The 22,360-nt window shown below is 54.8% G+C and carries 24 protein-coding genes and 1 tRNA gene; 12 read left to right on the top strand and 13 right to left on the bottom strand.

Annotation, left to right across the window (positions count from 1 at the left end):
• Positions 1 to 106 precede the first annotated feature (106 nt).
• From PFRI_RS16245 to PFRI_RS16215, 7 genes are all read right to left on the bottom strand, one after another.
• On the bottom strand, positions 107 to 1,669 hold the full coding sequence (locus PFRI_RS16245; RefSeq protein WP_072631753.1) for a trimethylamine methyltransferase family protein: 1,563 nt from the start codon (positions 1,667 to 1,669) through the stop codon (positions 107 to 109).
• A gap of 84 nt (positions 1,670 to 1,753) precedes the next feature.
• On the bottom strand, positions 1,754 to 2,473 hold the full coding sequence (locus tag PFRI_RS16240; protein ID WP_084649728.1) for an HAD family hydrolase: 720 nt from the start codon (positions 2,471 to 2,473) through the stop codon (positions 1,754 to 1,756).
• Positions 2,470 to 2,751: a DUF3572 domain-containing protein gene (locus PFRI_RS16235; protein ID WP_420541320.1), complete on the bottom strand. Its 282-nt coding sequence runs from the start codon at positions 2,749 to 2,751 to the stop codon at positions 2,470 to 2,472. The genes PFRI_RS16240 and PFRI_RS16235 overlap by 4 nt, the downstream gene beginning before the upstream one ends.
• A 60-nt stretch (positions 2,752 to 2,811) precedes the next feature.
• Positions 2,812 to 3,318 (bottom strand): periplasmic heavy metal sensor, encoded by a 507-nt coding sequence (locus PFRI_RS16230; RefSeq protein WP_072631751.1) that lies wholly within the window; start codon positions 3,316 to 3,318, stop codon positions 2,812 to 2,814.
• Between the two features lie 5 nt (positions 3,319 to 3,323).
• Positions 3,324 to 3,710 carry a hypothetical protein gene (locus PFRI_RS16225; protein ID WP_072631750.1) on the bottom strand — a complete coding sequence of 129 codons (387 nt, stop codon included), beginning with the start codon at positions 3,708 to 3,710 and terminating at the stop codon, positions 3,324 to 3,326.
• Positions 3,707 to 4,297 carry an RNA polymerase sigma factor gene (locus PFRI_RS16220; RefSeq protein WP_072631749.1) on the bottom strand — a complete coding sequence of 197 codons (591 nt, stop codon included), beginning with the start codon at positions 4,295 to 4,297 and terminating at the stop codon, positions 3,707 to 3,709. The genes PFRI_RS16225 and PFRI_RS16220 overlap by 4 nt, the downstream gene beginning before the upstream one ends.
• A 79-nt stretch (positions 4,298 to 4,376) precedes the next feature.
• Complete coding sequence (locus PFRI_RS16215) at positions 4,377 to 4,868, bottom strand: EF-hand domain-containing protein (protein WP_245812419.1); 492 nt, start codon at positions 4,866 to 4,868, stop codon at positions 4,377 to 4,379.
• Between the two features lie 236 nt (positions 4,869 to 5,104).
• Between PFRI_RS16215 and PFRI_RS16210 the strand changes: the two genes are divergently transcribed.
• Both PFRI_RS16210 and PFRI_RS16205 read left to right on the top strand, forming a co-directional pair.
• Positions 5,105 to 5,503: a DUF983 domain-containing protein gene (locus PFRI_RS16210; RefSeq protein ID WP_072631748.1), complete on the top strand. Its 399-nt coding sequence runs from the start codon at positions 5,105 to 5,107 to the stop codon at positions 5,501 to 5,503.
• Positions 5,500 to 6,207, top strand: a complete 708-nt coding sequence (locus PFRI_RS16205) for an NUDIX hydrolase (protein WP_072631747.1) — start codon at positions 5,500 to 5,502, stop codon at positions 6,205 to 6,207. The genes PFRI_RS16210 and PFRI_RS16205 overlap by 4 nt, the downstream gene beginning before the upstream one ends.
• Positions 6,208 to 6,213: 6 nt before the next feature.
• Here PFRI_RS16205 and PFRI_RS16200 read toward each other — a convergent pair whose 3' ends face one another.
• From PFRI_RS16200 to PFRI_RS16185, 4 genes are read right to left on the bottom strand one after another with little or no spacing between them, the layout of a single operon-like run.
• Positions 6,214 to 7,119, bottom strand: a complete 906-nt coding sequence (locus tag PFRI_RS16200) for a hypothetical protein (protein ID WP_072631746.1) — start codon at positions 7,117 to 7,119, stop codon at positions 6,214 to 6,216.
• A 15-nt stretch (positions 7,120 to 7,134) separates the two neighbouring features.
• On the bottom strand, positions 7,135 to 8,046 hold the full coding sequence (locus tag PFRI_RS16195; RefSeq protein ID WP_072631745.1) for a fatty acid desaturase: 912 nt from the start codon (positions 8,044 to 8,046) through the stop codon (positions 7,135 to 7,137).
• 11 nt (positions 8,047 to 8,057) lie between these two features.
• On the bottom strand, positions 8,058 to 9,257 hold the full coding sequence (locus tag PFRI_RS16190; protein ID WP_072631744.1) for a DegT/DnrJ/EryC1/StrS family aminotransferase: 1,200 nt from the start codon (positions 9,255 to 9,257) through the stop codon (positions 8,058 to 8,060).
• Between the two features lies 1 nt (position 9,258).
• Positions 9,259 to 9,942 carry an HAD-IA family hydrolase gene (locus tag PFRI_RS16185; RefSeq protein ID WP_072631743.1) on the bottom strand — a complete coding sequence of 228 codons (684 nt, stop codon included), beginning with the start codon at positions 9,940 to 9,942 and terminating at the stop codon, positions 9,259 to 9,261.
• Positions 9,943 to 10,084: 142 nt separating this feature from the next.
• Here PFRI_RS16185 and glmU point away from each other — a divergent pair, with 142 nt between their 5' ends.
• Genes glmU through PFRI_RS16170 form a run of 3 tightly spaced genes read left to right on the top strand, consistent with a single transcriptional unit; the run spans position 10,085 to position 13,946 of the window.
• Entirely contained in the window at positions 10,085 to 11,440 is a 1,356-nt protein-coding gene (glmU, locus tag PFRI_RS16180) for a bifunctional UDP-N-acetylglucosamine diphosphorylase/glucosamine-1-phosphate N-acetyltransferase GlmU (RefSeq protein WP_072631742.1), read from the top strand.
• Positions 11,440 to 13,260 (top strand): glutamine--fructose-6-phosphate transaminase (isomerizing), encoded by a 1,821-nt coding sequence (gene glmS / locus PFRI_RS16175; RefSeq protein WP_072631741.1) that lies wholly within the window; start codon positions 11,440 to 11,442, stop codon positions 13,258 to 13,260. Before glmU ends, glmS begins: the two co-directional genes overlap by 1 nt.
• Positions 13,257 to 13,946 carry a DNA alkylation repair protein gene (locus PFRI_RS16170; RefSeq protein ID WP_072631740.1) on the top strand — a complete coding sequence of 230 codons (690 nt, stop codon included), beginning with the start codon at positions 13,257 to 13,259 and terminating at the stop codon, positions 13,944 to 13,946. The genes glmS and PFRI_RS16170 overlap by 4 nt, the downstream gene beginning before the upstream one ends.
• Positions 13,947 to 13,952: 6 nt before the next feature.
• Here PFRI_RS16170 and PFRI_RS16165 read toward each other — a convergent pair whose 3' ends face one another.
• Positions 13,953 to 14,450, bottom strand: a complete 498-nt coding sequence (locus PFRI_RS16165; protein WP_072631739.1) for a hypothetical protein — start codon at positions 14,448 to 14,450, stop codon at positions 13,953 to 13,955.
• A 100-nt stretch (positions 14,451 to 14,550) separates the two neighbouring features.
• Between PFRI_RS16165 and moaA the strand changes: the two genes are divergently transcribed.
• Together moaA and PFRI_RS16155 are read left to right on the top strand one after the other, a co-directional pair.
• Positions 14,551 to 15,558, top strand: a complete 1,008-nt coding sequence (gene moaA, locus PFRI_RS16160; protein WP_072631738.1) for a GTP 3',8-cyclase MoaA — start codon at positions 14,551 to 14,553, stop codon at positions 15,556 to 15,558.
• 103 nt (positions 15,559 to 15,661) lie between these two features.
• Positions 15,662 to 16,573: a pirin family protein gene (locus PFRI_RS16155; RefSeq protein ID WP_072631737.1), complete on the top strand. Its 912-nt coding sequence runs from the start codon at positions 15,662 to 15,664 to the stop codon at positions 16,571 to 16,573.
• Positions 16,574 to 16,576: 3 nt separating this feature from the next.
• Here the strand turns inward: PFRI_RS16155 and PFRI_RS16150 are convergent, their stop codons facing one another.
• Complete coding sequence (locus tag PFRI_RS16150; RefSeq protein ID WP_072631736.1) at positions 16,577 to 17,173, bottom strand: TetR/AcrR family transcriptional regulator; 597 nt, start codon at positions 17,171 to 17,173, stop codon at positions 16,577 to 16,579.
• 113 nt (positions 17,174 to 17,286) lie between these two features.
• On the opposite strand from PFRI_RS16150, the gene PFRI_RS16145 reads away from it, so the two are divergent.
• From PFRI_RS16145 to PFRI_RS16125, 5 genes are all read left to right on the top strand, one after another.
• Positions 17,287 to 17,709 (top strand): hypothetical protein, encoded by a 423-nt coding sequence (locus tag PFRI_RS16145; RefSeq protein WP_072631735.1) that lies wholly within the window; start codon positions 17,287 to 17,289, stop codon positions 17,707 to 17,709.
• A gap of 100 nt (positions 17,710 to 17,809) precedes the next feature.
• Positions 17,810 to 19,102 carry a homoserine dehydrogenase gene (locus tag PFRI_RS16140; RefSeq protein ID WP_072631734.1) on the top strand — a complete coding sequence of 431 codons (1,293 nt, stop codon included), beginning with the start codon at positions 17,810 to 17,812 and terminating at the stop codon, positions 19,100 to 19,102.
• A gap of 145 nt (positions 19,103 to 19,247) precedes the next feature.
• On the top strand, positions 19,248 to 20,216 hold the full coding sequence (gene glpX / locus PFRI_RS16135; RefSeq protein ID WP_072631733.1) for a class II fructose-bisphosphatase: 969 nt from the start codon (positions 19,248 to 19,250) through the stop codon (positions 20,214 to 20,216).
• 3 nt (positions 20,217 to 20,219) lie between these two features.
• The gene (gene recJ / locus PFRI_RS16130) at positions 20,220 to 21,962 is read left to right on the top strand and encodes a single-stranded-DNA-specific exonuclease RecJ (RefSeq protein ID WP_072631732.1); all 1,743 of its coding nucleotides are present in this window, start codon (positions 20,220 to 20,222) and stop codon (positions 21,960 to 21,962) included.
• 91 nt (positions 21,963 to 22,053) lie between these two features.
• A tRNA-Glu gene (locus PFRI_RS16125) sits at positions 22,054 to 22,128 on the top strand.
• The last annotated feature ends 232 nt before the right edge of the window (positions 22,129 to 22,360 follow it).

Below are 22,360 nucleotides of genomic sequence, written 5' to 3'. Positions count from 1 at the left end.
TCAGACAATTTCCGCGTCATAACCCATGAAAAAATTCGGGTTTTGGGGTAGCAGCGGTATAAATCAAAGGAACTTTATCCAATTTGTAAGTAATTCATTTACGAATTTAGTAATCGGTTGGCGCGCCACCCTCTTTTTTACGACGGGCAACAAACTCTGAAAGCTCTTCGCGAATGGCGATATCCATCGGCGGTTCTTCGAACTCTTCTAGGATCTGTAAGAACAGATTATGCGCACGCTCTGGCGTCCAGATACCGCCCGCGACTTCCCAGCCCTCATAGTTTTTCCAATCACTCAGGAAAGGTTGATAGAAGGCCGTCGTGTAGCGATCCTGCGTATGTTGGATACCAAAGAAGTGACCATCGTTTCCGACTGATTTTATCGCATCCAGAGCAATATCATCAGGCGTTGTCGCAAAGGTCGCAGGTTCCATATAGCGTTGAATTTGCTGCAAAACCTCGCAGTCCATGATGAATTTTTCAGGCGACGCGATCAAGCCACCCTCAAGCCAGCCCGCCGCATGATAGACCATATGTGTGCCCGATTGCACCGCAGCCCAAAGACTGTTCGACGTCTCCCACATCGCTTGTCCATCTGGCACATTGGCCGCACAGACACCGGAGGAGCGCATCGGCAGATCATAGAATCGCGCCATCTGACCCGTCATCTGCGTCGCGCGCATATATTCAGGTGTACCAAACGCAGGCGCGCCGCTTTTCATGTCGACGTTCGAGGTGAACGTGCCAATCACGCAAGGACAACCAGGGTTAATGACCTGCGCGAGAACCACAGCACAGAGCGCTTCTGCCAAGGATTGCGCCACAGCACCGGACATCGTCACAGGGGCCATTGCGCCCGCCAAAGTGAACGGCGTCACCACAAGCGCCTGACCACGACGCGCAAGGCGCATCCAGCCGTCGATCATCGGGTAGTCGTGTTTCAGCGGCGAAGTAGAATTGATATTCGTATACATGCGTGGCTTGGCGTCGAACTCTTCATGGCTCAACCCACCTGCGATGCGCACCATTTCCATGACATCTTCAACGCGCTCTTTGCCCAGACTGTAGGCGTGCATCACTTTGTCGGTGATCGTCAGCTTATCGAACAAGACATCAAGGTGACGTACAGAAGCGTGCACATCCACAGGTTCCACAGGATAGCCGCCCGAGAAGTGGATGCAGTTGAAGTATTGCGTCAACTTCAGAAGGTTCTGACACATCTCACGAGTGCCCGGCACCTTCTTGCCAAGCGCCATATCCCAATAGTTAGGCGGCGATGAAACGTTACCAAAGAGCAGATGCTTGCCACCGACCGTGATTTTATGATTCGGGTTGCGCGGCGTGATATCAAACTGGCTAGGCGCAAGGGCAACTTTTTCCATAACAAAATCACGGCCCATGCGCACGATCTCGCCGTCAATCTCACAACCACCGCTTTTGCGCAGGATTTCAATCGCTTCCGGGTTCAAAAAGGCGATGCCGATCTCTTCCAAAATACGCATGGCACCATCATGGATTGCAGCGATACCGTCTTCGTCCAAAGGTTCCGTCGGGCGATCAACATTTATCGGCAGACGCCAGGGGCTTTGTTCAATCGCAGCACTGCCCCGCCGTGTCGCAGCACCTGCACGTCCGCCACTTCTTTTCCGACGATTATCTGATCCAGCCATAATACCCTCCGCTACTTTAAGAGTATCAAACGCAAGGAAGTGGCAAAGTGACGTTCCAAGAGCGACACAAGCTGTCGTTATTGGTCAGCCTCGAACGGACGCGCGCTTGAGCCATGCGGGCAATTCACCGATATCGTTCAAAACGGCATCCGCTAGCGGCGCGAGATCCGGCGCGCGGGCAACACCAGTGAGAACACCGACCCCTGCCATTCCAGCAGCGCGGGCGGCCTGTAGGTCATGAGTGGAATCCCCGAGCATGACCGTATGAAACGGATCAACATGAACATGGGCGCAAAAGGCGAGCAAAGGTTCTGGATCAGGCTTGGCCCCAAAGCCACTGTCAGAGCCACAGACAAAATCAAACAGATCACTCACACCAGCATTGCCCAGATGCGCCTGAGCAACTGAGTGCGCGTCATTGGTCATAACACCAAGCTTATAACCTGCATCCTTTAATCCTTGCAGGAACGGCGCAAGCTCGACCGCGGGGGCAAGCGGCGCTTTTGCAGCGCTCGCCGCTAACTCTTGTTCGACCACATCAAAGTCTTTGCGCTTCAAAACTTTCGCGATCACGCGCGATATCTCGCGGTTACTGCCCGCGATCACCAATGAATTTGGCAAGAACGCTTGCGCTTGCAGATCAAAACTGAGCGCCTGCGCCAGTTCGTTCAAAACGTCCGCGTCACCACCGCTCAATTTGGGCAAAAATCCAGCAGCCCACACATCCCAAGTTCCACGAAAATCGAAAAGCGTGCCGTCTTTGTCAAACAAGACCGCTTTGATCGTGTCAGAGACGTTGGTCACGTCCAGCTCATTTCTGCGCCACCGGGCATGGCTTGGCGGGCCTCTGCGACACGCTCATAGGGGACCCGCAAAGCGTCGCAGCACGAGATAATCCATTGATCATCCATCATCAAGAAATCAAGCACACAAAGCTGGAATTCTGGGTCCGCAGCGCGTTCGCGAATATCGGATTCACTTGATCCCGTTGCCCCGAGAAACGCGGGCAAGACGTCTTCCGCCTGCCCAACGATCCATCCTAACGCATTCAGCGCAAAAACTTCTGCAGATTCGCGTGACATCGTCATGCTGCTAACTCCCCCAATTGCTTGGGGGAACATTGAGCTAATTCGCGGCTGGCTTCAACGCTCTTTGCGCTTACCGTGCTTTCTGGGGTTATCCAGACGATACTCCAAACGATCGGCATAGGCAGCGCGCTTTTCAACGCTCATTTCGCTAATACGTTCGATAGAAACTTCACGTCCCACCTTCTGGAATTGACCAGCGCGTTCGAACTGCTCTTCCATGATTTTGGCTGCTTTTGCTGCATCGAATGGCTCGGCGCGCACGACTTCAACGAATTCACGATATCCTTTGTCCAACGCTGCGCGTATGTCTTTACGCTTTGGTAAACGCGCGCGCATCTGTTGTTGCATTGCACGCTTGTCATCGCGCTCGAACGCACCGACATACGGCAATGCAGCGTCGCGCATGCCCGATGGTCCCCTGTTAGAAGAACCGCCTTTTGCAATGGCGCCAACAACGGCACCAACCACCAGTAGGTTCAGCGCAAGTGACACACCCAGCAAGATGCGAAACCGCTTAGACGGCTTTGCAGGCTTACTCGCTTCAATCTTTGGATCGCTCATCTCGCTCACCCCTCAAACAATGTAAAATCAAAGCCTTCGCCGTACTCGAGCGCATCAGATAGCGCGCTCGTATCACTGCCAAGCACAGTTCCGAACGGTTCGATCAAACCAGCGGGCGGACTAACCCCGATCCAAAGACCCGTCACTGCGGCCGTTGCAAGCCCTGCAAATGCTGGCCAGCCACCGATGGCGTCACTGAGGCCCATAAAGAAATCCTTGAAGGCATTTTGCTTTGGCATCTCAGTGTGCATGACGCCAAGGGCTGCGGGCTGCATCACCTGTGCATCATCCAAGACGCGCGCCATGAAATCGCTTGAAGGTTCGGGGGACGCATTTTTTGCGGCCTCGAACAGCATCGCGAGATCATCTTTGTCGCTCATATTCTTACTCATGGCGCGTCTCCTTCAAATCCGAGGGCGGACTTGCGCCCCTTTAATATCTGCGTCAGCGCGCGTTTGCCACGCGATGTAACGCTCTCTACCGCCTCAACACTGATCTCCATCCGCTCTGCGATCTGCGGGTTGGGCAATTCTTCTATATGGCGCAACACAACGGCTTCGCGTTGGCGCGCTGGTAGTTCCATCAATGCGCCTTGCAACGCGTCATGGCGCGCGTTGGTCTGCATATCATCCGCAGCGCTGGGGCTGGGATCAACGGGTTCGTCAATCGCATCAAGCGAGGTACCGCGCGCTTTGCGCAAACGATCGGTGCACAGGTTCGCCACAACCCGGTAGAGCCACGTCGTCACTTTCGCCTCGCCCATGCGCCATTCAGGTGCAATTTTCCAGACCCGCATCATCGCGTCTTGGGCCACGTCTTCTGCATCCGCCTGAACACCCAGCATTCGATAGGCCTGATTGTAGGCACGCGGGGCAAGGCGCAGGGTCAAAGCACGCGCAGCGCTCTGATCGCCATTTGCATAAAGCTGCAACAGCGTATCATCGGCTACATCCGAGAGATCATCCAAAGCCATGCTCATGCGCGTCTTTATCGTTCCATTTCGTCAACTTGGGTTTGCCCGCCCCTTTCGGCGCGAGCAACTTGTTTAGCGCAAAGGCTTATTCGCCAGACTTTTGACGCTTGTGCTTGCCGCCACGATGCTCACCGAGTTTGGCAAACTCTTCTTCGGAAAGCGAGCCATTGCCGTCCGCATCAATACGGTCGAACATCTTTGTTTGGCGTTTGCCCATCTTACCAGAGGACATTTCCTCAAAGCTGATCATGCCGTCGTCATTAGCATCGACACGTTTCATCATCTTCGCCGCACGCTTTTCGGCGCGTTTCTTGCCCATCTTACCGAGCTCGTCAGCACTGAGCTGTCCGTCGCCATTGGCATCCATTTGGTCAAAGCGCACGCGCTCGTGGGCTGCCATTTCTTCGCGGGTCAACTCACCGTTGCCGTCTGTGTCAAGTGCGCTGAAAGCCGGACGTTCATGGCGCATCTTGCCACCTTTGCCTTCGCCATCTGTCGCTGCGTACGCTGCAAAACCTGTCGCAATGACCAAACCAGTCAAAGCAATGCGCGCTGTCATATGTGAGATCGTTGTCATTTGGTTAACTCCATTTATGTCTTGGCCGTTCGGCCTTTTTCCACAAGCAGTTCTTGCTTGCTTCAGGGGGTCAAACGGGTCAGCCTGAAACTTCCGTCGCATATTTTCAAACTTTTTTCATTTTTCTTTTGCGCGCACTCACGAGGATAGACCTGCGACGTTAGGAAACACTGTGCGGATGCGCTATATTCATGTCATACAAAGCATCAACACGATGACAGTAACTGAGGTCTTACATGACTACTCAAACCTTCTCGCAAGATGAAGAACGTGCGCTCTGGCCTGCAGTGCGCCGTGGTTGGAAACGTAAATGTCCCAATTGCGGGGAAGGTCCGGTGCTGCACAGCTATCTCAAGATGAACGATACCTGCACGCATTGCACACAGGATTTCACGGCCGCACGCGCGGACGACGGACCGGCCTATCTGACTATTTTGATCGTTGGTCACGTTGCAATTGCTTTGATGCACATCGTGTTTGTGCATTTTCGTCCGGAGCCGATGGTGCTCTTCTCGCTTTTCGCGACAATCGCTATTGTGCTGTCGCTCTATTTGCTCCCTCGGTTCAAAGGGGCCATCGTTGGCTATCAATGGGCCAAACGGATGTTCGGCTTTTCACACGAAGAGCGCGTATGAGCGACCCTGCGCCCATCGACAAAACCGCCATTCGCCATGCTGCGACTGTGATTGTTCTGCGCGACCGTCAAACGGAACCACGCGTTCTTATGGGCCAACGCGGCGCAAAAGCGGCGTTTATGCCAAACAAGTTTGTATTTCCCGGCGGTGCTGTAGATGCGGGTGATGCGCATGTCCCGCTCGCGGGCACGATTAATGACAGTTGCTTGGCAAACCTCACTGAAAAGACCGACGCAGATCGCTCTCACGCGCTTGGTGTCGCGGCTATTCGTGAACTTTGGGAAGAAACGGGTCTTATCCTAGGGTCCAAAGGCAAATGGAACATTGATCCCACCGAGGATTGGAAAGCCTACGCTAAGACGGGTCATGTTCCTGATGCCTCAGCTTTGCAATTTGTGTTTCGCGCCGTCACCCCCCCTGGCCGTCCGCGCCGCTTTGATGCGCGTTTCTTTATGATTGATGCGGATGCGCTCACGGGGGATATCGATGATTTTTCTGGTGCGTCTGACGAGTTGTCCCACTTGCAGTGGATCGCTTTGAAAGACGTGCGGGAATTTGATTTGCCGTTCATCACCGAAGTTGTGCTTGCAGAAATTTCAGGTCGCAGCGCCGATGCCGCGCCGCCCGAAAGCGTGCCGATGTTCTTGAATACCGAGGAAGAAAGCTTGTTCCTGCGCCTGCGTGGCTATGCACAAGACGGCTGATCGCGCTTAACGCGTGACCAGTATCAGCAGCAAAACGCTTGCACTGAGAAAGCCAATGCCAATGCCCTCGCGCGCACTTAAGCGTTCTTTAAACACCAGCACTGAGACCAAAAGCGAAAACAGCAATTCGATTTGTCCAAGTGCGTTTACGTAAGCTGCGGTTTGTAACGTAAACGCGACGAACCAGCCTAAAGAGCCACACAGGCTCATCAAACCGATCCAAACAGCTTTGCGACGTGCAGCCCACACAGCGGTGATTTGGCCCTTTTCGAAGAGACGCAGCCAAAGACCCATAGCAGTAAATTGCATCAAAGTTACCGCCGACAACGTCACCGCAGCGCGCAAAAACGGAGCATCAGCGCCAACGTCGAGGGTGGCGGCGCGGTAGGTGACGCCAGAAATCGCGAACATCAACCCCGACGCCAAGCCAAGCCCCGCCGCGCGCGTAAAGATGCGCTCTTTCAAGCTGCCTTGCGCCTCTGGCGTCGACGAGAGCAGCAAAACACCGGTCAAACCCACCAAGATCGCCACAAATCCAAGGCTCGAAACCCCCTCGCCCAGCACGATGAAACCAACCAGCGCGGACAAGATGACTTCGGTTTTCTTGAACGTAATCCCAACAGCAAAGTTGCGCGCGCGAAACAGCGCGACAACGCAGACAGTCGCCAATATTTGTGCCAACCCACCAATCGCGCCCATAATCCAAAAGCGCGCCGTGATGTTGGGAAACTCTGTGCCGCTCATCATGAACCAAGCCACGACAAGCACGGCCAACAAAGGTGCCGAATAAGCAAACCGCGCAAATGTCGCACCGCCTGTGCTCAGCGCCCCCATGCTCAACTGCTTTTGCAGCATAAAACGCAAGGTCTGAAAAATAGTGGCGGTTATTGTGGCAAAGATCCAAAGTTCCATAGGCTTGCCAATGTCCTAGCTTTGATCCAAAGACCAGAGCGGATGCGCGACAGGCTCTTTGGATTTGAAAAAATACTGGCGGATCACCTCTGCATAAGAGCGATAGCGATACCCTTCATTCACAGCCAGATAGCGCTCTTTCGCGCTCTCGTAGAGTGCGGGCAATTCGTACCAAGCCACATCTGGATGCATATGGTGCACAGAGTGGAAGTTGTTGTTCAGAAACAAAAACGCAAGGATGCCTCGGTCTTCGATAATCACCGTACGGCCCCGGCTCACCTCATGGGCGCGATGCTCCAAGTAGGTTCGGATCTTAAGGATCGACAGGCCGAAATACACAGCTATCAAGTAAGCCCATACGGGCATACTGCTCACAGACATGATCCACCAAATTGGCAAAGCAGCCGCAGGCAAATGCCAGAGCCAACTCACCAAAACGCGCAGGTCACCTTTTTTAATCAGCCGCCAATCTGCACGCATAAAGAAATACTGCCCGATCAATGGGCCAAGCGTGACGCGCCCGAACATCGTGTTGTTGAAGCGTAGCAAAGTCTGCTCGATGCCTTCCAGCGTCTCCCAGACTTTCGGATCCAGATAGCAACTTTCAGGATCATCATAAGGATCGGTCAGACGACTATCGACGTGATGCGCAAGGTGCGTGTCGCGAAAACGCATGTAGGGGATGGTAAAACTGAGTGCGGGGAAAACCAATGCAGCGTTCAAGTGTTTGTTTTTGAACGGATGTCCATGCATCATTTCATGGGTTAGCGACGAATGCAGGGCATTGGCGAGCGTCATCAACACAATCGCTAGAAGCAAAGATATTGGCGCAATCCAAACTGTTGCAAGCACGAAAAGCCCATAACACAGGAACAGCGTCGCCCAAGTGGGCCACTGAAAACGCCTGTGTCTTGCATCGTTACTCACACATAGTCCCCTCACATAGCCATGGTTTGATAAACGGCCGACACTTCCGCGCGAATGATCCGTGCGATCATAGCGCAATCGGCGACGCTAAAGGTCAAAGGCAAACGCATATCAACAATGCCGCGCAGTATTTCGTCTGTCGCAGGCATCGCTTCGCTTGGAGCATACCGCCAGCTGTCATAGCGCGAGGTAAAGGCTACAGGTTCCGCGCCGCCAAACCACTTCAGTTCTACACCGCGCGCTGCGCAACGTGCAATCGCATCGTTCACGGCCACACCGCTCCACCCCTCCAGCAAAAACTGGATTGAGGACCCCACATAAGTTTCTTTCTCGTGCCGCTGAACGACTGTCAGACCCGGCGTGTCTTTCAACCCGTCCTCGACAGCAACATAGCGATCATTCCAGCGCTGCACTTGAGTATCCAAGTCTGCCAGCTGCGGCCGCAGGATTGCCGCGCGCAAATGATCCATTCGCCCTGATATATTAGGCGTTTCGTACTTAATCTGCGCAAACGCCTCTTTCGGCGGTCCTGCCAGATGACGCTCAAACAGCATGTAGCTGCCAGACAGCATGATCGCGCGTGCCATCAGTTCATCATCGTCGCTGACCAGCAAACCGCCCTCGCCCGAGTTCACATGCTTATAGGTCTGGCACGAATAACAGCCCATGACACCGTGACGACCAGAATACATATCGCCCCATTTCGCACCCATCGTATGCGCACAATCTTCGATCACTGTAATATTTGCAGCGTTACAAATCGCCATCAGACGATCCATATCGCACATATGGCCGCGCATGTGGCTGAGCATCAGAACGTCGGCTTGATCGGCTTTCGCCTCCAGATCATCAAGATCAATCGTTAAATCACGAGAAACGCCAACGAAAATGGGTACGCCACCGACAGACGCAATCGCCCCAGGCACGGGGGCCAATGTGAAGGCGTTGGTCAGCACTTTGTCGCCCGCTTTAATGCCAACCGAGCGCAAAGCCGTCGCCATCGCATAGCCGCCGGACGCAACCGCAAGACAATACTTCGATCCAACTGAGGCTGCGAATTCTTGTTCTAGCAGTGCGGTCTCGCCGTGCTCACCTTCAGCGACGTTATAGCGGTGAAGTCGCCCCGATTGCAGAACGCGCATTGCGGCTTGGATCCCTGCGTCAGGGATCGGTTCTTGCTGGGTAAAGCTTCCTGTAAAGACCTCATTCATCTTAATGTCCTAGCAACTGCGCCGCGATAGCAGGCAAATCTTCATAACGATCAAGCAGCGCATCCGGCTGCAATGCGCGAACATCCGCTTGTCCAGCACCTGCACCGGGGCCAAATGTGACCAGCACACTTGGGACACATGCGGCGCGCGCAGTGTTGTGATCCGTGATCGTATCCCCGATCAAGCAAGAGCGTTTGCTATCGCCACCCGCACGGCGCACCGCCTCAAAAAACGGTTCGGGATCGGGCTTGCGCACAGGCAAGGTATCCGCGCCAATCAGCGACGCAAATGCATCGCGCACACCAAGTTTCGTCATCAACAACTCTGCGAGATATTCGGGTTTGTTGGTACAAATGCCCACCGCAAACCCGTCGCTGCGCAATTGTTCAATCGCGTCCATAGTGCCGGGATAAAGCTGCGTATGCACATCAATCGCTTGCTCATAGGCGCGCAGCAACGGTTGGTACTGCGCATCCAAGACTGCTTTATCCGCGGCTTGCCCCGTTTCACGTTCAATCCCCAGCGAAAGCATCGCACGCCCACCGCGCAAAGCCACTCCAGCATCCGTTTCAGGGCGCAAACGCACTGCCATGCCCATATCAGCAAAGCAGCAATTCGCCGCCGCGAGCAAATCGCCACTGGTGTCGGCAAGCGTTCCATCGAGATCAAAAATGACTGTGCGCATGAAAATCCTTAGCAATCATAACGCGCTGACATGAGCGAAGCGCGTGTTATACACCGCAATCTAGTGTGAACGAACACGGCTTGCGGAGTTTCAAAGTTTAGGTAGAACGGGCGTTAATAAATTGCAAAGAGATTTACCCAAAATGAGCATTGCTCTAATTATCCTTGCCGCTGGCAAGGGCACGCGAATGAAATCTGATTTACCAAAGGTTTTGCACGAAATCGCAGGCGCTCCGATGTTGGTGCACGCCATGAAAAGTGGTGCGACCTTGCAGCCTGAAAAAACTATTGTCGTCGCAGGCCACGGTGCGGAACATGTGAGCAAAGCTACAGAAGCGTATGACGAGACGGCTGAGGTCGTATTACAGACCGAACAGCTCGGAACGGCACACGCCGTTGGGCAGGCCAAGGCGACGCTCGCTGGCTTTGCAGGCGACGCATTGGTACTTTACGGTGATACGCCGTTCATCAGCCCCGACACGCTCGAGCGGATAATCGCTGCGCGCGAAGGTCATGACGTTATTGTGCTCGGGTTTGAGGCCGCTGATCCGGGTCGATATGGACGCCTTGTGATGGACGGCGATAGCCTCTCCAAGATTGTGGAATTCAAAGATGCAACCGATGCAGAACGTGCGATAACGCTTTGCAATAGCGGTGTAATTTGCGCGAAATCTGATGTGTTGTTCGATCTGATCGATGCGGTTGGCAACGACAACGTCTCAGGTGAATACTACCTTACCGATATCGTCGAGATCGCCCAGAGCAAAGGCCTCAGCGCCACCTCGGTAACTTGTGACGAGAGCGAAACACTTGGCGTGAACTCGCGCGTGCAGCTTGCCGAAGCAGATGCGATTTTCCAAGCCAAAACCCGCCTCGCGCTTATGGAGGCCGGCGTCACACTACACGCCCCTGAAACGGTATATCTGTCGCACGACACCCACATTGGTCCAGACACCATCGTAGAGCCAAACGTTGTTTTCGGCCCCGCTGTTACGGTCGAAAACGGCGCACATATACGCGCATTCAGTCACTTAGAGGGCTGTCATGTCAGTCGCGGCGCTGTTGTGGGGCCCTACGCCCGTCTACGTCCGGGAACGGAACTCGCCGAGTTCACCAAAGTGGGTAATTTCGTAGAGCTTAAGAATGCGGTTGTCGATGAAGGTGCAAAAGTGAATCACCTGTCCTACGTCGGTGATGCACATGTTGGCGCACGCGCAAATATCGGCGCGGGCACGATCACCTGTAATTATGATGGCGTGATGAAACATCACACCGAGATTGGTGCAGATAGCTTTATCGGCTCGAACACATTGCTCGTGGCACCCGTCTCAGTCGGGGCAAATGCGATGACAGGTAGCGGTACTGTACTGACGCAAGACGTTCCGGACGACGCCCTTGCAATCGCGCGTGCGCGCCAAGTGAACAAACCGGGCCTCGCGGTCAAATTGTTCGATATGTTGAAGAAAAAGAAAGCTAACAAGCAAAAAGGAGAGGCATAATGTGCGGAATTATAGGGGTCCTTGGCCAGCACGAAGTTGCGCCAACACTCGTTGAAGCGCTGAAACGCCTCGAATATCGCGGTTATGATAGCGCCGGTATTGCGACTGTGAACAACGGCGTTCTTGAGCGTCGTCGCGCAGTTGGAAAACTGGTGAACCTTTCTGATTTGTTGGTCCATCAGCCGCTCGCGGGCAAGTCTGGCATCGGCCACACCCGCTGGGCGACCCACGGTGCGCCGACAACCGATAATGCCCATCCGCATCAGGCGGGCCCTGTTGCAGTTGTGCACAATGGCATCATCGAGAACTTTCGCGAATTGCGTAAAGAACTTGCAGATCACGGCATTAACTTCGTGACCGAGACCGATACAGAAACCGTCGCCTTGCTCACACAGCACTACATGCTGCAAGGAATGAGCCCGACCGAAGCCGCTGAGAAAACCATCTCTCGCCTTGATGGCGCGTTCGCTTTAGCGTTCTTGTTTGAAGGCGAAACAGACCTGATGATCGCAGCGCGCAAGGGTTCGCCCCTTGCGATCGGGCATGGTGCTGATGAGATGTATATTGGCTCGGACGCCATCGCCCTCGCCCCTTTAACCAATCGGATCACATACTTGGAAGAAGGCGACCGCGCAGTTCTGACCCGCAATAGCCTAAACATTTGGGACGCTGAAGGTCACCAAGTCGGACGTGAGATGCGCGTGATCGAGATTGATACCGCGAAAGTCGATAAGGCTGGTTTTGATCACTACATGGCCAAAGAAATCGCAGAGCAGCCCGGCGTTGTTGGTGCGGCTGTGAACAGCTACCTGCCCGCTGGCGGTGATCTGGTTGAGTTGCCTGGTGGCAACATAGACTTCACCAAAATCGAGCGCATGACAATGGTTGCATGCGGCACTGCCTTTTATGCCTGCCTTACTGCCAAGTATTGGTTTGAAAAGCTCGCGCGCATTCCTGTCGAGGTCGATGTGGCATCCGAGTTCCGCTACCGCGAACCGCCGATCCCTGCACAAACAGCGGCCCTTTTCGTGAGCCAATCTGGCGAGACGGCAGACACGCTCGCGGCACTACGCTATTGCGCGGGAAAAGCTGACAAGATCCTGTCAGTCACCAACGTTGCTGAAAGTTCTATCGCGCGCGAAAGCGACCAAACCTACCCGATTTTTGCAGGTGTAGAGATTGGCGTTGCCTCCACCAAAGCCTTCACATGTCAGCTTACGGTCTTGCTTTCGTTAGCGCTTAAAGCGGCACGTGATCGTGGCACAATGTCGGAGCAAGAGCTGACAGACGCAGCCGCTGCAATGCGCTCGGTTCCAGGCCTTCTTAACGTTGCACTCGAGCAAACGGACGTGATCAAGGCCCATGCGCGCAAGCTCTCTGAAGCGCGCGACATCCTGTTTTTGGGTCGTGGCTTGATGTACCCTCTCGCTCATGAAGGTGCACTTAAACTAAAAGAAATCAGCTACATACACGCCGAAGGTTATGCGTCAGGTGAACTTAAGCACGGACCCATCGCTCTGATTGACAAAAAGGTGCCCGTTGTCATTTTGGCGCCTTCAGATGATCTTTATGACAAGTCGATCTCTAACATGCAGGAAGTTATGGCGCGCTCGGGCAAAGTGCTTTTAATCTCTGATCGCAAAGGCTTGGACCACGCAGGTGATGTGTGGGGGCAGATCGCGATGCCAGAGTGCCATCCGCTCGTCAGCCCGATTATCTACTCGATCCCAGCACAACTTCTCGCGTATCACACAGCGGTCGCAAAAGGCACGGATGTCGATCAACCACGTAACCTTGCAAAGTCTGTTACGGTCGAATGACCCTCGACGATGCAATGGCAGCTTTGCGCGAGCGGATTGAGCCCGGTCGCGCTGAGGATATGGCGAAATACCATAAAGCGTCGCGCGAATATTTAGGAATTTCAAACCCTGATTTGAACGAGCTGACAAAAGAGTGGCGCGTCGAATGTGATGTCGATACGCGGGTTCGCCTTGCGTCCGAGCTTTGGGAAACCGATATTTTTGAAGCACGTTTGGCAGCATCAAAACTTCTCACTCAAGCCCGCCTTCGCCCGGACGATACGGCATGGGAGCTGATCAAAAGTTGGGCCCCTGATTTCGACAGTTGGGCGATTGCTGATCATGTTTGTATGGCAGGTCAAAAGCGCCTAATTGCAGATCCGTCCCGTCTTGATGAGATTGAAGCTTGGACCACCTCTGATCATATGTGGACGCGGCGGGCGGCTTTGGTCATCACATTGCCTTGGACCAAGCAGAACAATCCTAAGCCCGCTGAGCTAGAAGCGCGCGACCGGATATTGGGTTGGGCCGCATCCTACGTGAGCGATCCTCAATGGTTCATCCAGAAATCAATCTCGTGGTGGCTGCGCGATCTTAGCAAACATGATGCACCGCGCGTTCGGGCATTTTTGGCTGAACATGGCGATGCAATGAAACCTTTCGCGCGCAAAGATGCTGCGCGCAAATTGCCCGCGCTTGAGAGTTAGGCGCTTTTAACCGCCTGAAAAGACTTCAACCTCGGGAAGTTCCGTCAGCGGTGCCTCAATAATGCGGAACGCTGCAAGCGACAGACGGCTGCCCGCCGAGCTCTCCCCTTCGATAGGGATCAGATCGACTTGAACAGATTTTCCGCTACCAGGATAGACGACGCGCCCTTTGCCCGCAGACTTGACCAAAGGCGTCTTGATCCAGAATCCCGCCTGCGTCGGATCGCCGAGTGAGGCAACAGTCAAACCCAGCTTTGCCTCTACGGCTGCTGCTGGCACTGCCGCAGCTTCTTGGCGTTCTTCGGCGGTCGTAACGTCGAATTCCTCGACAGTCCGCGCCGCTTTCGGCACGACGCGCCCCAGACCTGCAGGGCGCAGTTTTGGACGAATAAGATCAGAGTTCGGGACAACAGCGTCCACCACAGGAGCCTCTTGAGGCGTTTGTGGGGCCTGTGCGCAAGCTGCCAGCGCCAAAAGCGCTGCGCAAAGGGATATACGAGTCATACTGCCATGATTAAGCCCTGTACCGCGGAACGCAACATCGTGTTCGTCCTTGCGCGAAAGTCCTCTTGCAGGCGTACCCCGTGCGCACTAACTCTAATGCATGAACGCACCTTTGATTGACCCTTTCGCCCGCGCTATCACATATTTGCGCGTCTCAGTGACAGATCGCTGCGATTTCCGCTGTGTTTATTGCATGAGCGAGAATATGCAGTTTCTTCCTAAGAAAGAGTTACTGACGCTCGAAGAATTAGATCGCATGTGTTCGACTTTTGTCGATCTGGGTGTGAAAAAGCTACGAATTACCGGTGGTGAACCGCTGGTGCGTCGCGACATCATGACATTCTTTCAAAGCATGAGCCGCCATCTGGAAAGCGGAGCGTTGGAAGAGTTAACGCTGACGACAAACGGCAGCCAGCTCGCGCGGTTTGCGCAACCGCTTTATGATGCAGGCGTACGGCGCGTGAACATTTCGCTTGATACGCTGGATGAAGAGAAATTCGCGCGCGTGACCCGTTGGGGGCGTTTGGCACAGGTTCTCAAAGGTGTTGATGCGGCCCAAGCAGCGGGTTTGAAAGTGAAAATCAATGCAGTCGCTTTGAAAGACTTCAATGAAGACGAGCTGATCACGATGACCCAGTGGTGTGCGAGCCGCGACATTGCGCTGACCTGGATTGAAGTCATGCCGATGGGGGATCTCGGGAATGAGGACCGCGTGGGGCAGTATTGGTCGCTCAAAGATCTCCGTCACCAATTGGCACAGCATTACACCCTAACAGAGCTAAGCGAGCGTACAGGCGGCCCTGCGCGCTACGTACGTTTAGAAGAAACGGGCCAAAAGATCGGCTTTATCACGCCCCTTACCCATAATTTCTGTGAAAGCTGCAATCGTGTGCGTTTGACTTGCACGGGTGAGTTGTATCTCTGCCTCGGCCAAGAGGATATGGCCGATCTGCGCGCTCCTTTGCGCAATAACCCGAAAGATGACGCGCCCCTGCAAGAGGCTATTCACAAAGCGATTGGCCTCAAACCCAAAGGGCATGACTTTGACTATTCGCGCCAAAAAGCGGATGGCCAAGTGACACGGCACATGAGTCACACGGGCGGCTAAACTGGCTACTGCGCGCTTGCGCACAAAGTCTGACCGTTTGTGCAGTATTGTGCGACAGCATTGCCAGCACTATTTCTCTGTCAAACAACGACAGGAGGGCATCATGTCCGTCAGTTCAAAATTCGAAACGTCCAACGCCACGCCAACACTCGAAGGCGCAGGCGTTCATCTGCACCGCGCCTTTGGCTTTCAGGATCCTACAGAGCTTGATCCTTTCTTGCTCTTCGATGACTTCCGTGGCGAAAGCCCTGATAAATTTGAAAAAGGGTTCCCGTGGCATCCTCATCGCGGCATTGAGACGATCACATATGTCTTGAACGGCACCGTCGATCATGGTGATAGCCTTGGCAACACAGGTTCGCTTGGCGCAGGCGACGTGCAATGGATGACCGCAGGCTCGGGCATCATGCATCAAGAAATGCCGCATGGAAACGCGCACGGGCAAATGCACGGCTTCCAGCTTTGGGCGAACTTGCCGTCTGCCTTGAAAATGACCGCGCCCCGTTACCAAGATGTTGAAGCGAAAGAGATTCCTGAAATCGTTGATGACGACGGAACCCATGTCAAAGTCATCGTCGGCGATTTTTGGGGCAAAACCGGGCCTGTAGATGGGATCGCCGCGGATCCGCAGTATTTGGACGTTTATGTCCCTGCTGGCGTGAAAAAAACCTTCAAACTCAGCCATCACCGCCGCGCATTCGCTTATGTCTTTGAAGGCAGCGCGGCTTTTGTCGACGGCTCTACGCCAACGGGCGTGCTTTTGGAAAAGGAAGTCGGCGGCGAAGAGGTCAACATTCGCGACATGTCCGGCAATCGCACGCTTGTTCGTTTTGGGGCATCCGAAGAGGTCGCGGTTCAAGCTGGTGAGGAAGGCGTGCGGTTTTTGTTAATCTCAGGACAACCTTTGCAGGAACCTGTCGCATGGCACGGACCCATCGTAATGAATACACGCGAAGAACTGATGCAGGCTGTCAAAGATCTGCGCAACGGTACATTCATCAAACCTGCGCACTAGCTTTTAGCGGGCGACGGATTTTCGCACCATGTGCCAATACACATCCTCAACTTCGGCGCGGCTTAATGCGCCGGAGTCGCGATACCAGGTGGTCACCCCTGTGAGCATTGCAATCACCGCGCGCGTCGCCACGCCTAAATCGGCGATAACAAAATCCCCAGCATCCACCCCTGCGTTTAAAATATCTTTGAGTTCTTGCTCATAGGCGCGTCGCAATGCTTCAATTTGCTCGAAATGCGGCTCGGTCAGATTGCGCAATTCCATATACGCAATGAATACAGCGTCAGGACGGTCCAAGTGAAAGCGGATGTGAAACCGCGCAAACTCTTCCAAGGCATGAACCGCGCTTTCGGCTTCATTCGGCCCAACCTGTGCGCGCCGCGCGTTCAAAAGATCCTCCATATGCTGCCGCATCAAATCAAACAGGAGAGTTTGTTTGTCAGGTGTATAATTATAGAGTGCCCCCGCTTGCACGCCGACCTGAGCCGCAATTTGGCGCATGGAAACAGCAGCATAGCCATGCTGCGCAAACAAAGACTGCGCTGCTGCGCGAATTTTTGGCCCTGTCGAGCTTGAGTGGGAACCTTGTGTACGTGCCATACCAGTCACGTTAACTGAACATATGTTCAGAAAAAACCCAAAATTCGGTTTCCCTTGCCTCGCGTTACGCACTGGGTCACAAGTGCCAAAAGACATAGGATCGCACACGCCTCATGAGTTTTTCTGTTAAACCGACACCTCTGTTGATCATTGCACTTTGCACGGCTCTTGCTGCCTGCGCTGATCTGCCAGAACTCGAAGTATCAGAGGCGGAATTTGACAGCGACACCCCTTATCCTGAGTTTGTCCCGCTCGATGTGCTTTTGAAAGAACCCGAAGCCACGATCACCGATGAAACCCAAGACGATCTCGACACACGTCGTGAAGATCTGCTCAGCACGCCATTAACAGACACTGACGACGAAGATGACGCGCTCCAAAAACGCATTGATGCGCTGCGCAAACGTCAACAAGAGTTGAGCAAAACACCCTCTGCCAGCACGCAAACCGTTGAAGAAAGCGCTGAGCAAAGCATCGAAGACAGGCTACGCGACCGCCTTGAAAACGGGATCAAGCCGCCAACGCCCAGCGAATAAAACGCGAATAATTGCGAGCTGGGTGAAAGCTTGATTGCACAGCAGAGCACGCAGCAGTAAAGCAAAAGCTACACAGTTTGACGCCTTAGGAGCCCTGATCATGAGCGAAAATACTCCCCTCCGTCTTGGAATTGCAGGTTTGGGCACGGTCGGAACAGGCGTTGTCAAAATCATACGCCAGCAAGCAGCTTTACTCAGCGCGCGCGCAGGTCGTGACGTTGTTATCACAGCCGTCAGCGCGCGCGACCAATCGCGCGACCGCGGCGTGTCACTCACTGGATATGCTTGGGAAACCGATGCCGTTGCTTTGGCAAAACGCGATGATGTGGATGTGTTCGTTGAACTCATCGGTGGTGATACTGGCGTTGCCAAAGACGCAGTCGAAGCCGCCTTGGCGCTTGGGAAAGATGTGGTCACAGCCAACAAAGCTCTGCTCGCGCACCACGGCCAATCGCTGGCCGAAATGGCCGAAAACAACGGCAGCGTTATACGGTATGAGGCGGCTGTTGCAGGCGGTATTCCTGTGATAAAATCCTTGCTTGAAGGGCTTGCAGGCAATGAAATCACCCGCGTTATGGGCGTGATGAACGGCACTTGTAACTACATCCTCACCAACATGGAAAAGTCGGGCCGCGGCTACAACGCGCTCTTTGATGAATGCGCCGAGCTTGGCTACCTTGAGGCGGATCCAAACCTCGACGTAGGCGGCATCGACGCAGGACACAAATTGGCGCTGCTCGCCTCCATCGCTTTTGGCACTCAGGTTGATTTTGATGCGGTCGAACTCGAAGGCATCCAGCGCATCGAGTTGCAAGACATCAAACACGCCGCCGAGATGGGCTTTCGCATCAAACTTCTTGGTGTGACCCAAATGACTGGTCGCGGGCTCGAGCAACGTATGACGCCATGCCTCGTTCCAGCAGAGTCTCCACTTGGCCAGCTTGAGGGCGGTACCAATATGGTGGTGATTGAGGGCAACCATGTGGAGCAAGTCGTCCTACGCGGTCCCGGTGCTGGCATGGGGCCAACCGCAAGTGCTGTCATGGGCGACGTCATGGACATCGCGCGAGGTATACGCATACCAACCTTCGGCGTTCCAGCTGCAAAACTCCAAAAAGCAACGTCAGCCAAAGCCGCCAGCCCCGCGCCTTTCTACCTGCGCGTAGGCTTGCACGACAAACCTGGTGCTATGGCAAAGATCGCCACCATCCTCGGCGAAGCAGGCATTTCCATCGACCGGATGCGACAACTGAGCCATGCCGATGAAACGGCTCCTGTGCTGATCGTCACCCACAAATGCATGCGCCAAAGCCTCGATGAAGCCCTTCATACCATCGCGCAAAGTAAAGTGGTTGCAACCGCACCCGTCGCGCTGCGCATCGAGAACCTTTAAATCTTCCCCTCTTTATAAATATCCCGGGGGATTCGATCTTTGATCGGATGGGGGCTGGCCCCCCACTTTTCTTGCGCTCTTTCCTGTGCCTTGAATTATTCCCAAGGCTAGGCCACTCTCGTTTTGACACCTAAGGACTTTTCATATGACCCAGCCCGTCGATTTTAACGACCGCATGCTCTCTCTCGGGCTTGCACGCGTCGCCGAACAAGCCGCTATCGCATCTGCGAGCCTTATCGGGCGTGGCGATGAGAAAGCAGCGGATCAAGCCGCCGTCAACGCGATGCGCGAGCAGCTCAACCTCCTCGATATCGCAGGCACTGTCGTTATCGGCGAAGGAGAGCGCGACGAAGCGCCAATGCTCTACATTGGCGAGGAAGTCGGCACAGGATCTGGCCCCGCAGTTGACATCGCACTTGACCCGCTTGAGGGCACAACCCTGACCGCGAAAGACATGCCAAACGCGCTAACGGTGATCGCCATGGGCCCACGCGGTTCGATGTTGCACGCGCCCGAAGTCTATATGGACAAGCTCGCGATTGGCCCCGGTTTTGGCGAGGGCATAGTGACCCTCGACATGCCCTACGCGACCCGAGTCTCTGCTCTGGCCACTGAAAAGGGCTGCGCGCCGAGCGACATCACTGTTTGCATGCTGGAACGCCCGCGCCACGAGGAAATGATCGCTGAAGTCCGCTCTACCGGCGCTTCGATCCGCCTGATCACTGATGGGGATGTGGCTGGTGTGATGCACTGCGCGGAACCTGATCTCACAGGGATCGATATGTATATGGGCACGGGCGGTGCGCCCGAAGGCGTGCTCGCGGCCTCTGCTTTGAAGTGCATGGGAGGCCAAATGGTTGGCCGTCTCGTGTTTCGCAACGATGATGAACGTCGCCGCGCAAGTAACGCTGGCATCGACGATCTTGACCGTATCTACACACGCGATGACATGGTGACCCAAGACGTTATCTTCGCCTCGACTGGTGTCACTGGCGGCACACTGCTCCCCGCGATCAAACGCGAAGTTGGCTACATCACGACAGAGACGCTCTTGATGCGCTCCAAAACAGGTTCGGTGCGGCGCATGACCTACCGCCTTCCCGTGAAAGGTTAACGCATGGGGGCGTTCCTCATGGTGGAGCGCTCTTTAACAGGGCGACGTTGGGTCGGCCTAGACATCGAAGTCGCGCGCCAAGCCGAAGCGATGGCGCAGGCTACTGGGCTGCCTGCACCCATCTGCAATGTCCTCGCGCGGAGGGCTGTCAGGCCCGAGGAGGCCGCAGATTTCCTAGCGCCGACACTCAAAAACTTGCTCCCTGATCCGCGCTCGCTGCGCGATATGGAAAAGGCGACGACACGTATCCTTGCCGCCGTCAAAGCGCGCCAAAAGATTGCGATATTCGCAGATTACGACGTTGATGGCGGCACCTCTGCTGCGCTGATCATCGACTGGCTGCGCCATTTCGACCAAAGCGCGACGCTCTACATCCCTGACCGCATCGACGAAGGCTACGGCCCAAATGACGAGGCGATGGCGATGCTTGCCGCTGCGCATGACCTGATCATCTGCGTGGATTGCGGCACCCTCAGCCATGGACCGATCGAAGCTGCCAAAGGTGCGGATGTGGTCGTGCTCGATCACCATTTGGGCGGCGAAACACTTCCTCCCGCTTATGCGGTCGTGAACCCCAACCGCGCGGATGAAACAGGCGATCTTGCCCATCTTTGTGCCGCGGGGGTGGTGTTCTTGATGCTTGTTGAAGCAGGCCGACAACTGCGGATCGACAACGAAACCGGCCCTAACCTATTGAACATGCTTGATCTTGTCGCACTCGGCACAGTCGCTGACGTTGCCCCCCTTATCGGTGTGAACCGTGCGCTTGTGCGCCAAGGGCTCACCGTTATGGCACGTCGCGAACGTGTTGGGATCACAGCCCTTGCCGATGTCTCGCGCATGGATACTGCCCCTTCATCTTATCACCTTGGCTTTCTCCTTGGCCCACGCGTCAACGCAGGGGGGCGCATAGGCAAAGCGGATCTCGGCGCGCGCCTTCTCGCCACTCGCGACCCGCATGAAGCCAAAGCGATGGCCGAACGCCTCGACATGCTCAACACAGAGCGCCGCGAGATAGAAAACAATGTGCGCGCGGCGGCACTTGATCAGGCTGAGGAACGCGGCTTTGACGCGCCGCTCGTTTGGGCTGCGGGTGAAGGCTGGCACGCAGGTGTCGTGGGCATCGTGGCCTCCCGCCTCAAAGACGCCGCGCATCGCCCCGCGATTGTGATCGGCTTTGACGGCGATTCTGGCAAAGGCTCTGGGCGCTCCATCAGTGGCGTTGATCTGGGGGCCTCTATCCAAAAACTCGCCCATGAAGGTCTCATTGAAAAAGGCGGTGGGCATAAGATGGCCGCAGGCCTGTCCCTAAGTCGCGCGCAACTCGAACCGGCGATGGCGCGGCTTTCAGAGTTAATGGCAAAACAAGGCGCAGGCGACGCTGGACCGTCCGATTTACGTCTCGATGGAATGCTCATGCCAGGTGCCGCGCAAATCGAATTGATCGAACAACTAGAACAAGCAGGCCCCTTCGGTGCTGGAGCCCCTGCCCCGCGCTTTGCGTTTCCCGATGTGGAAATCAAATTCGCCAAACGCGTTGGCGAGACCCATCTCAAGATCAGTTTTACCGACGGGCTAGGCACGCGCATCGATGCGATTTGCTTTGGCGCGATGGATACGCCCCTGGGCCCTGCCCTAGAGAATCACGGCGGCAAACGTTTCCACCTTGCAGGGCGTCTCGAGGTCAATTCATGGGGGGGCCGTCAAAGCCCGCAGCTGCGTCTCGAAGACGCCGCACCCGCTTAAAATCAGCCTCAAAAACTTCTGTTCAAAAAGCTTATTTTTGCACTTGCGCGGCAAAGCGTCTTTGCCTAGAAGTCCCCTCACGCCACAGTGCGTCCCGTTCGTCTATCGGTTAGGACGCCAGGTTTTCAACCTGGAAAGAGGGGTTCGATTCCCCTACGGGATGCCAGTGGCGTCTTAGACCTTATTTATATAAGAATTAGAGTTATTTTTCTCAGCAATTTCCCGTAGGTTTTTCCCGTAGGTTTTCCCACACAGCGACAGTGTATAATTACACAGCGAAGACCGATCCATTCCATCGCCCCGTATCAGGTCCACAAACTAAACAACGGTTAGAATGAACTGTGAGCTATGACTGAATCTGGTGTTTGGGCGGTTTGAAGGTTGGCGGCGTATCTGGT

It is taken from the genome of Planktotalea frisia (genome assembly GCF_001890925.1).
GTDB lineage: Bacteria > Pseudomonadota > Alphaproteobacteria > Rhodobacterales > Rhodobacteraceae > Planktotalea > Planktotalea frisia.
Note: the sequence above shows the minus strand (reverse complement) of the source record. Positions and strands in the feature narration are given on the sequence as shown.

Coding starts and splice junctions, on each gene's coding strand:
- PFRI_RS16140 (WP_072631734.1), top strand. CDS start 17,810: ATGAGCGAAAATACTCCCCTCCGTCTTGGAATTGCAGGTTTGGGCACG.
- PFRI_RS16225 (WP_072631750.1), bottom strand. CDS start 3,710: ATGAGTAAGAATATGAGCGACAAAGATGATCTCGCGATGCTGTTCGAG.
- PFRI_RS16205 (WP_072631747.1), top strand. CDS start 5,500: ATGAGCGACCCTGCGCCCATCGACAAAACCGCCATTCGCCATGCTGCG.
- PFRI_RS16185 (WP_072631743.1), bottom strand. CDS start 9,942: ATGCGCACAGTCATTTTTGATCTCGATGGAACGCTTGCCGACACCAGT.
- PFRI_RS16235 (WP_420541320.1), bottom strand. CDS start 2,751: ATGTCACGCGAATCTGCAGAAGTTTTTGCGCTGAATGCGTTAGGATGG.
- PFRI_RS16145 (WP_072631735.1), top strand. CDS start 17,287: ATGAGTTTTTCTGTTAAACCGACACCTCTGTTGATCATTGCACTTTGC.
- moaA (WP_072631738.1), top strand. CDS start 14,551: ATGAACGCACCTTTGATTGACCCTTTCGCCCGCGCTATCACATATTTG.
- PFRI_RS16165 (WP_072631739.1), bottom strand. CDS start 14,450: ATGACTCGTATATCCCTTTGCGCAGCGCTTTTGGCGCTGGCAGCTTGC.
- glpX (WP_072631733.1), top strand. CDS start 19,248: ATGACCCAGCCCGTCGATTTTAACGACCGCATGCTCTCTCTCGGGCTT.
- PFRI_RS16200 (WP_072631746.1), bottom strand. CDS start 7,119: ATGGAACTTTGGATCTTTGCCACAATAACCGCCACTATTTTTCAGACC.
- recJ (WP_072631732.1), top strand. CDS start 20,220: ATGGGGGCGTTCCTCATGGTGGAGCGCTCTTTAACAGGGCGACGTTGG.
- PFRI_RS16155 (WP_072631737.1), top strand. CDS start 15,662: ATGTCCGTCAGTTCAAAATTCGAAACGTCCAACGCCACGCCAACACTC.
- glmU (WP_072631742.1), top strand. CDS start 10,085: ATGAGCATTGCTCTAATTATCCTTGCCGCTGGCAAGGGCACGCGAATG.
- PFRI_RS16150 (WP_072631736.1), bottom strand. CDS start 17,173: ATGGCACGTACACAAGGTTCCCACTCAAGCTCGACAGGGCCAAAAATT.
- PFRI_RS16190 (WP_072631744.1), bottom strand. CDS start 9,257: ATGAATGAGGTCTTTACAGGAAGCTTTACCCAGCAAGAACCGATCCCT.
- PFRI_RS16220 (WP_072631749.1), bottom strand. CDS start 4,297: ATGAGCATGGCTTTGGATGATCTCTCGGATGTAGCCGATGATACGCTG.
- PFRI_RS16210 (WP_072631748.1), top strand. CDS start 5,105: ATGACTACTCAAACCTTCTCGCAAGATGAAGAACGTGCGCTCTGGCCT.
- PFRI_RS16230 (WP_072631751.1), bottom strand. CDS start 3,318: ATGAGCGATCCAAAGATTGAAGCGAGTAAGCCTGCAAAGCCGTCTAAG.
- PFRI_RS16215 (WP_245812419.1), bottom strand. CDS start 4,868: ATGACAACGATCTCACATATGACAGCGCGCATTGCTTTGACTGGTTTG.
- PFRI_RS16245 (WP_072631753.1), bottom strand. CDS start 1,669: ATGGCTGGATCAGATAATCGTCGGAAAAGAAGTGGCGGACGTGCAGGT.
- glmS (WP_072631741.1), top strand. CDS start 11,440: ATGTGCGGAATTATAGGGGTCCTTGGCCAGCACGAAGTTGCGCCAACA.
- PFRI_RS16170 (WP_072631740.1), top strand. CDS start 13,257: ATGACCCTCGACGATGCAATGGCAGCTTTGCGCGAGCGGATTGAGCCC.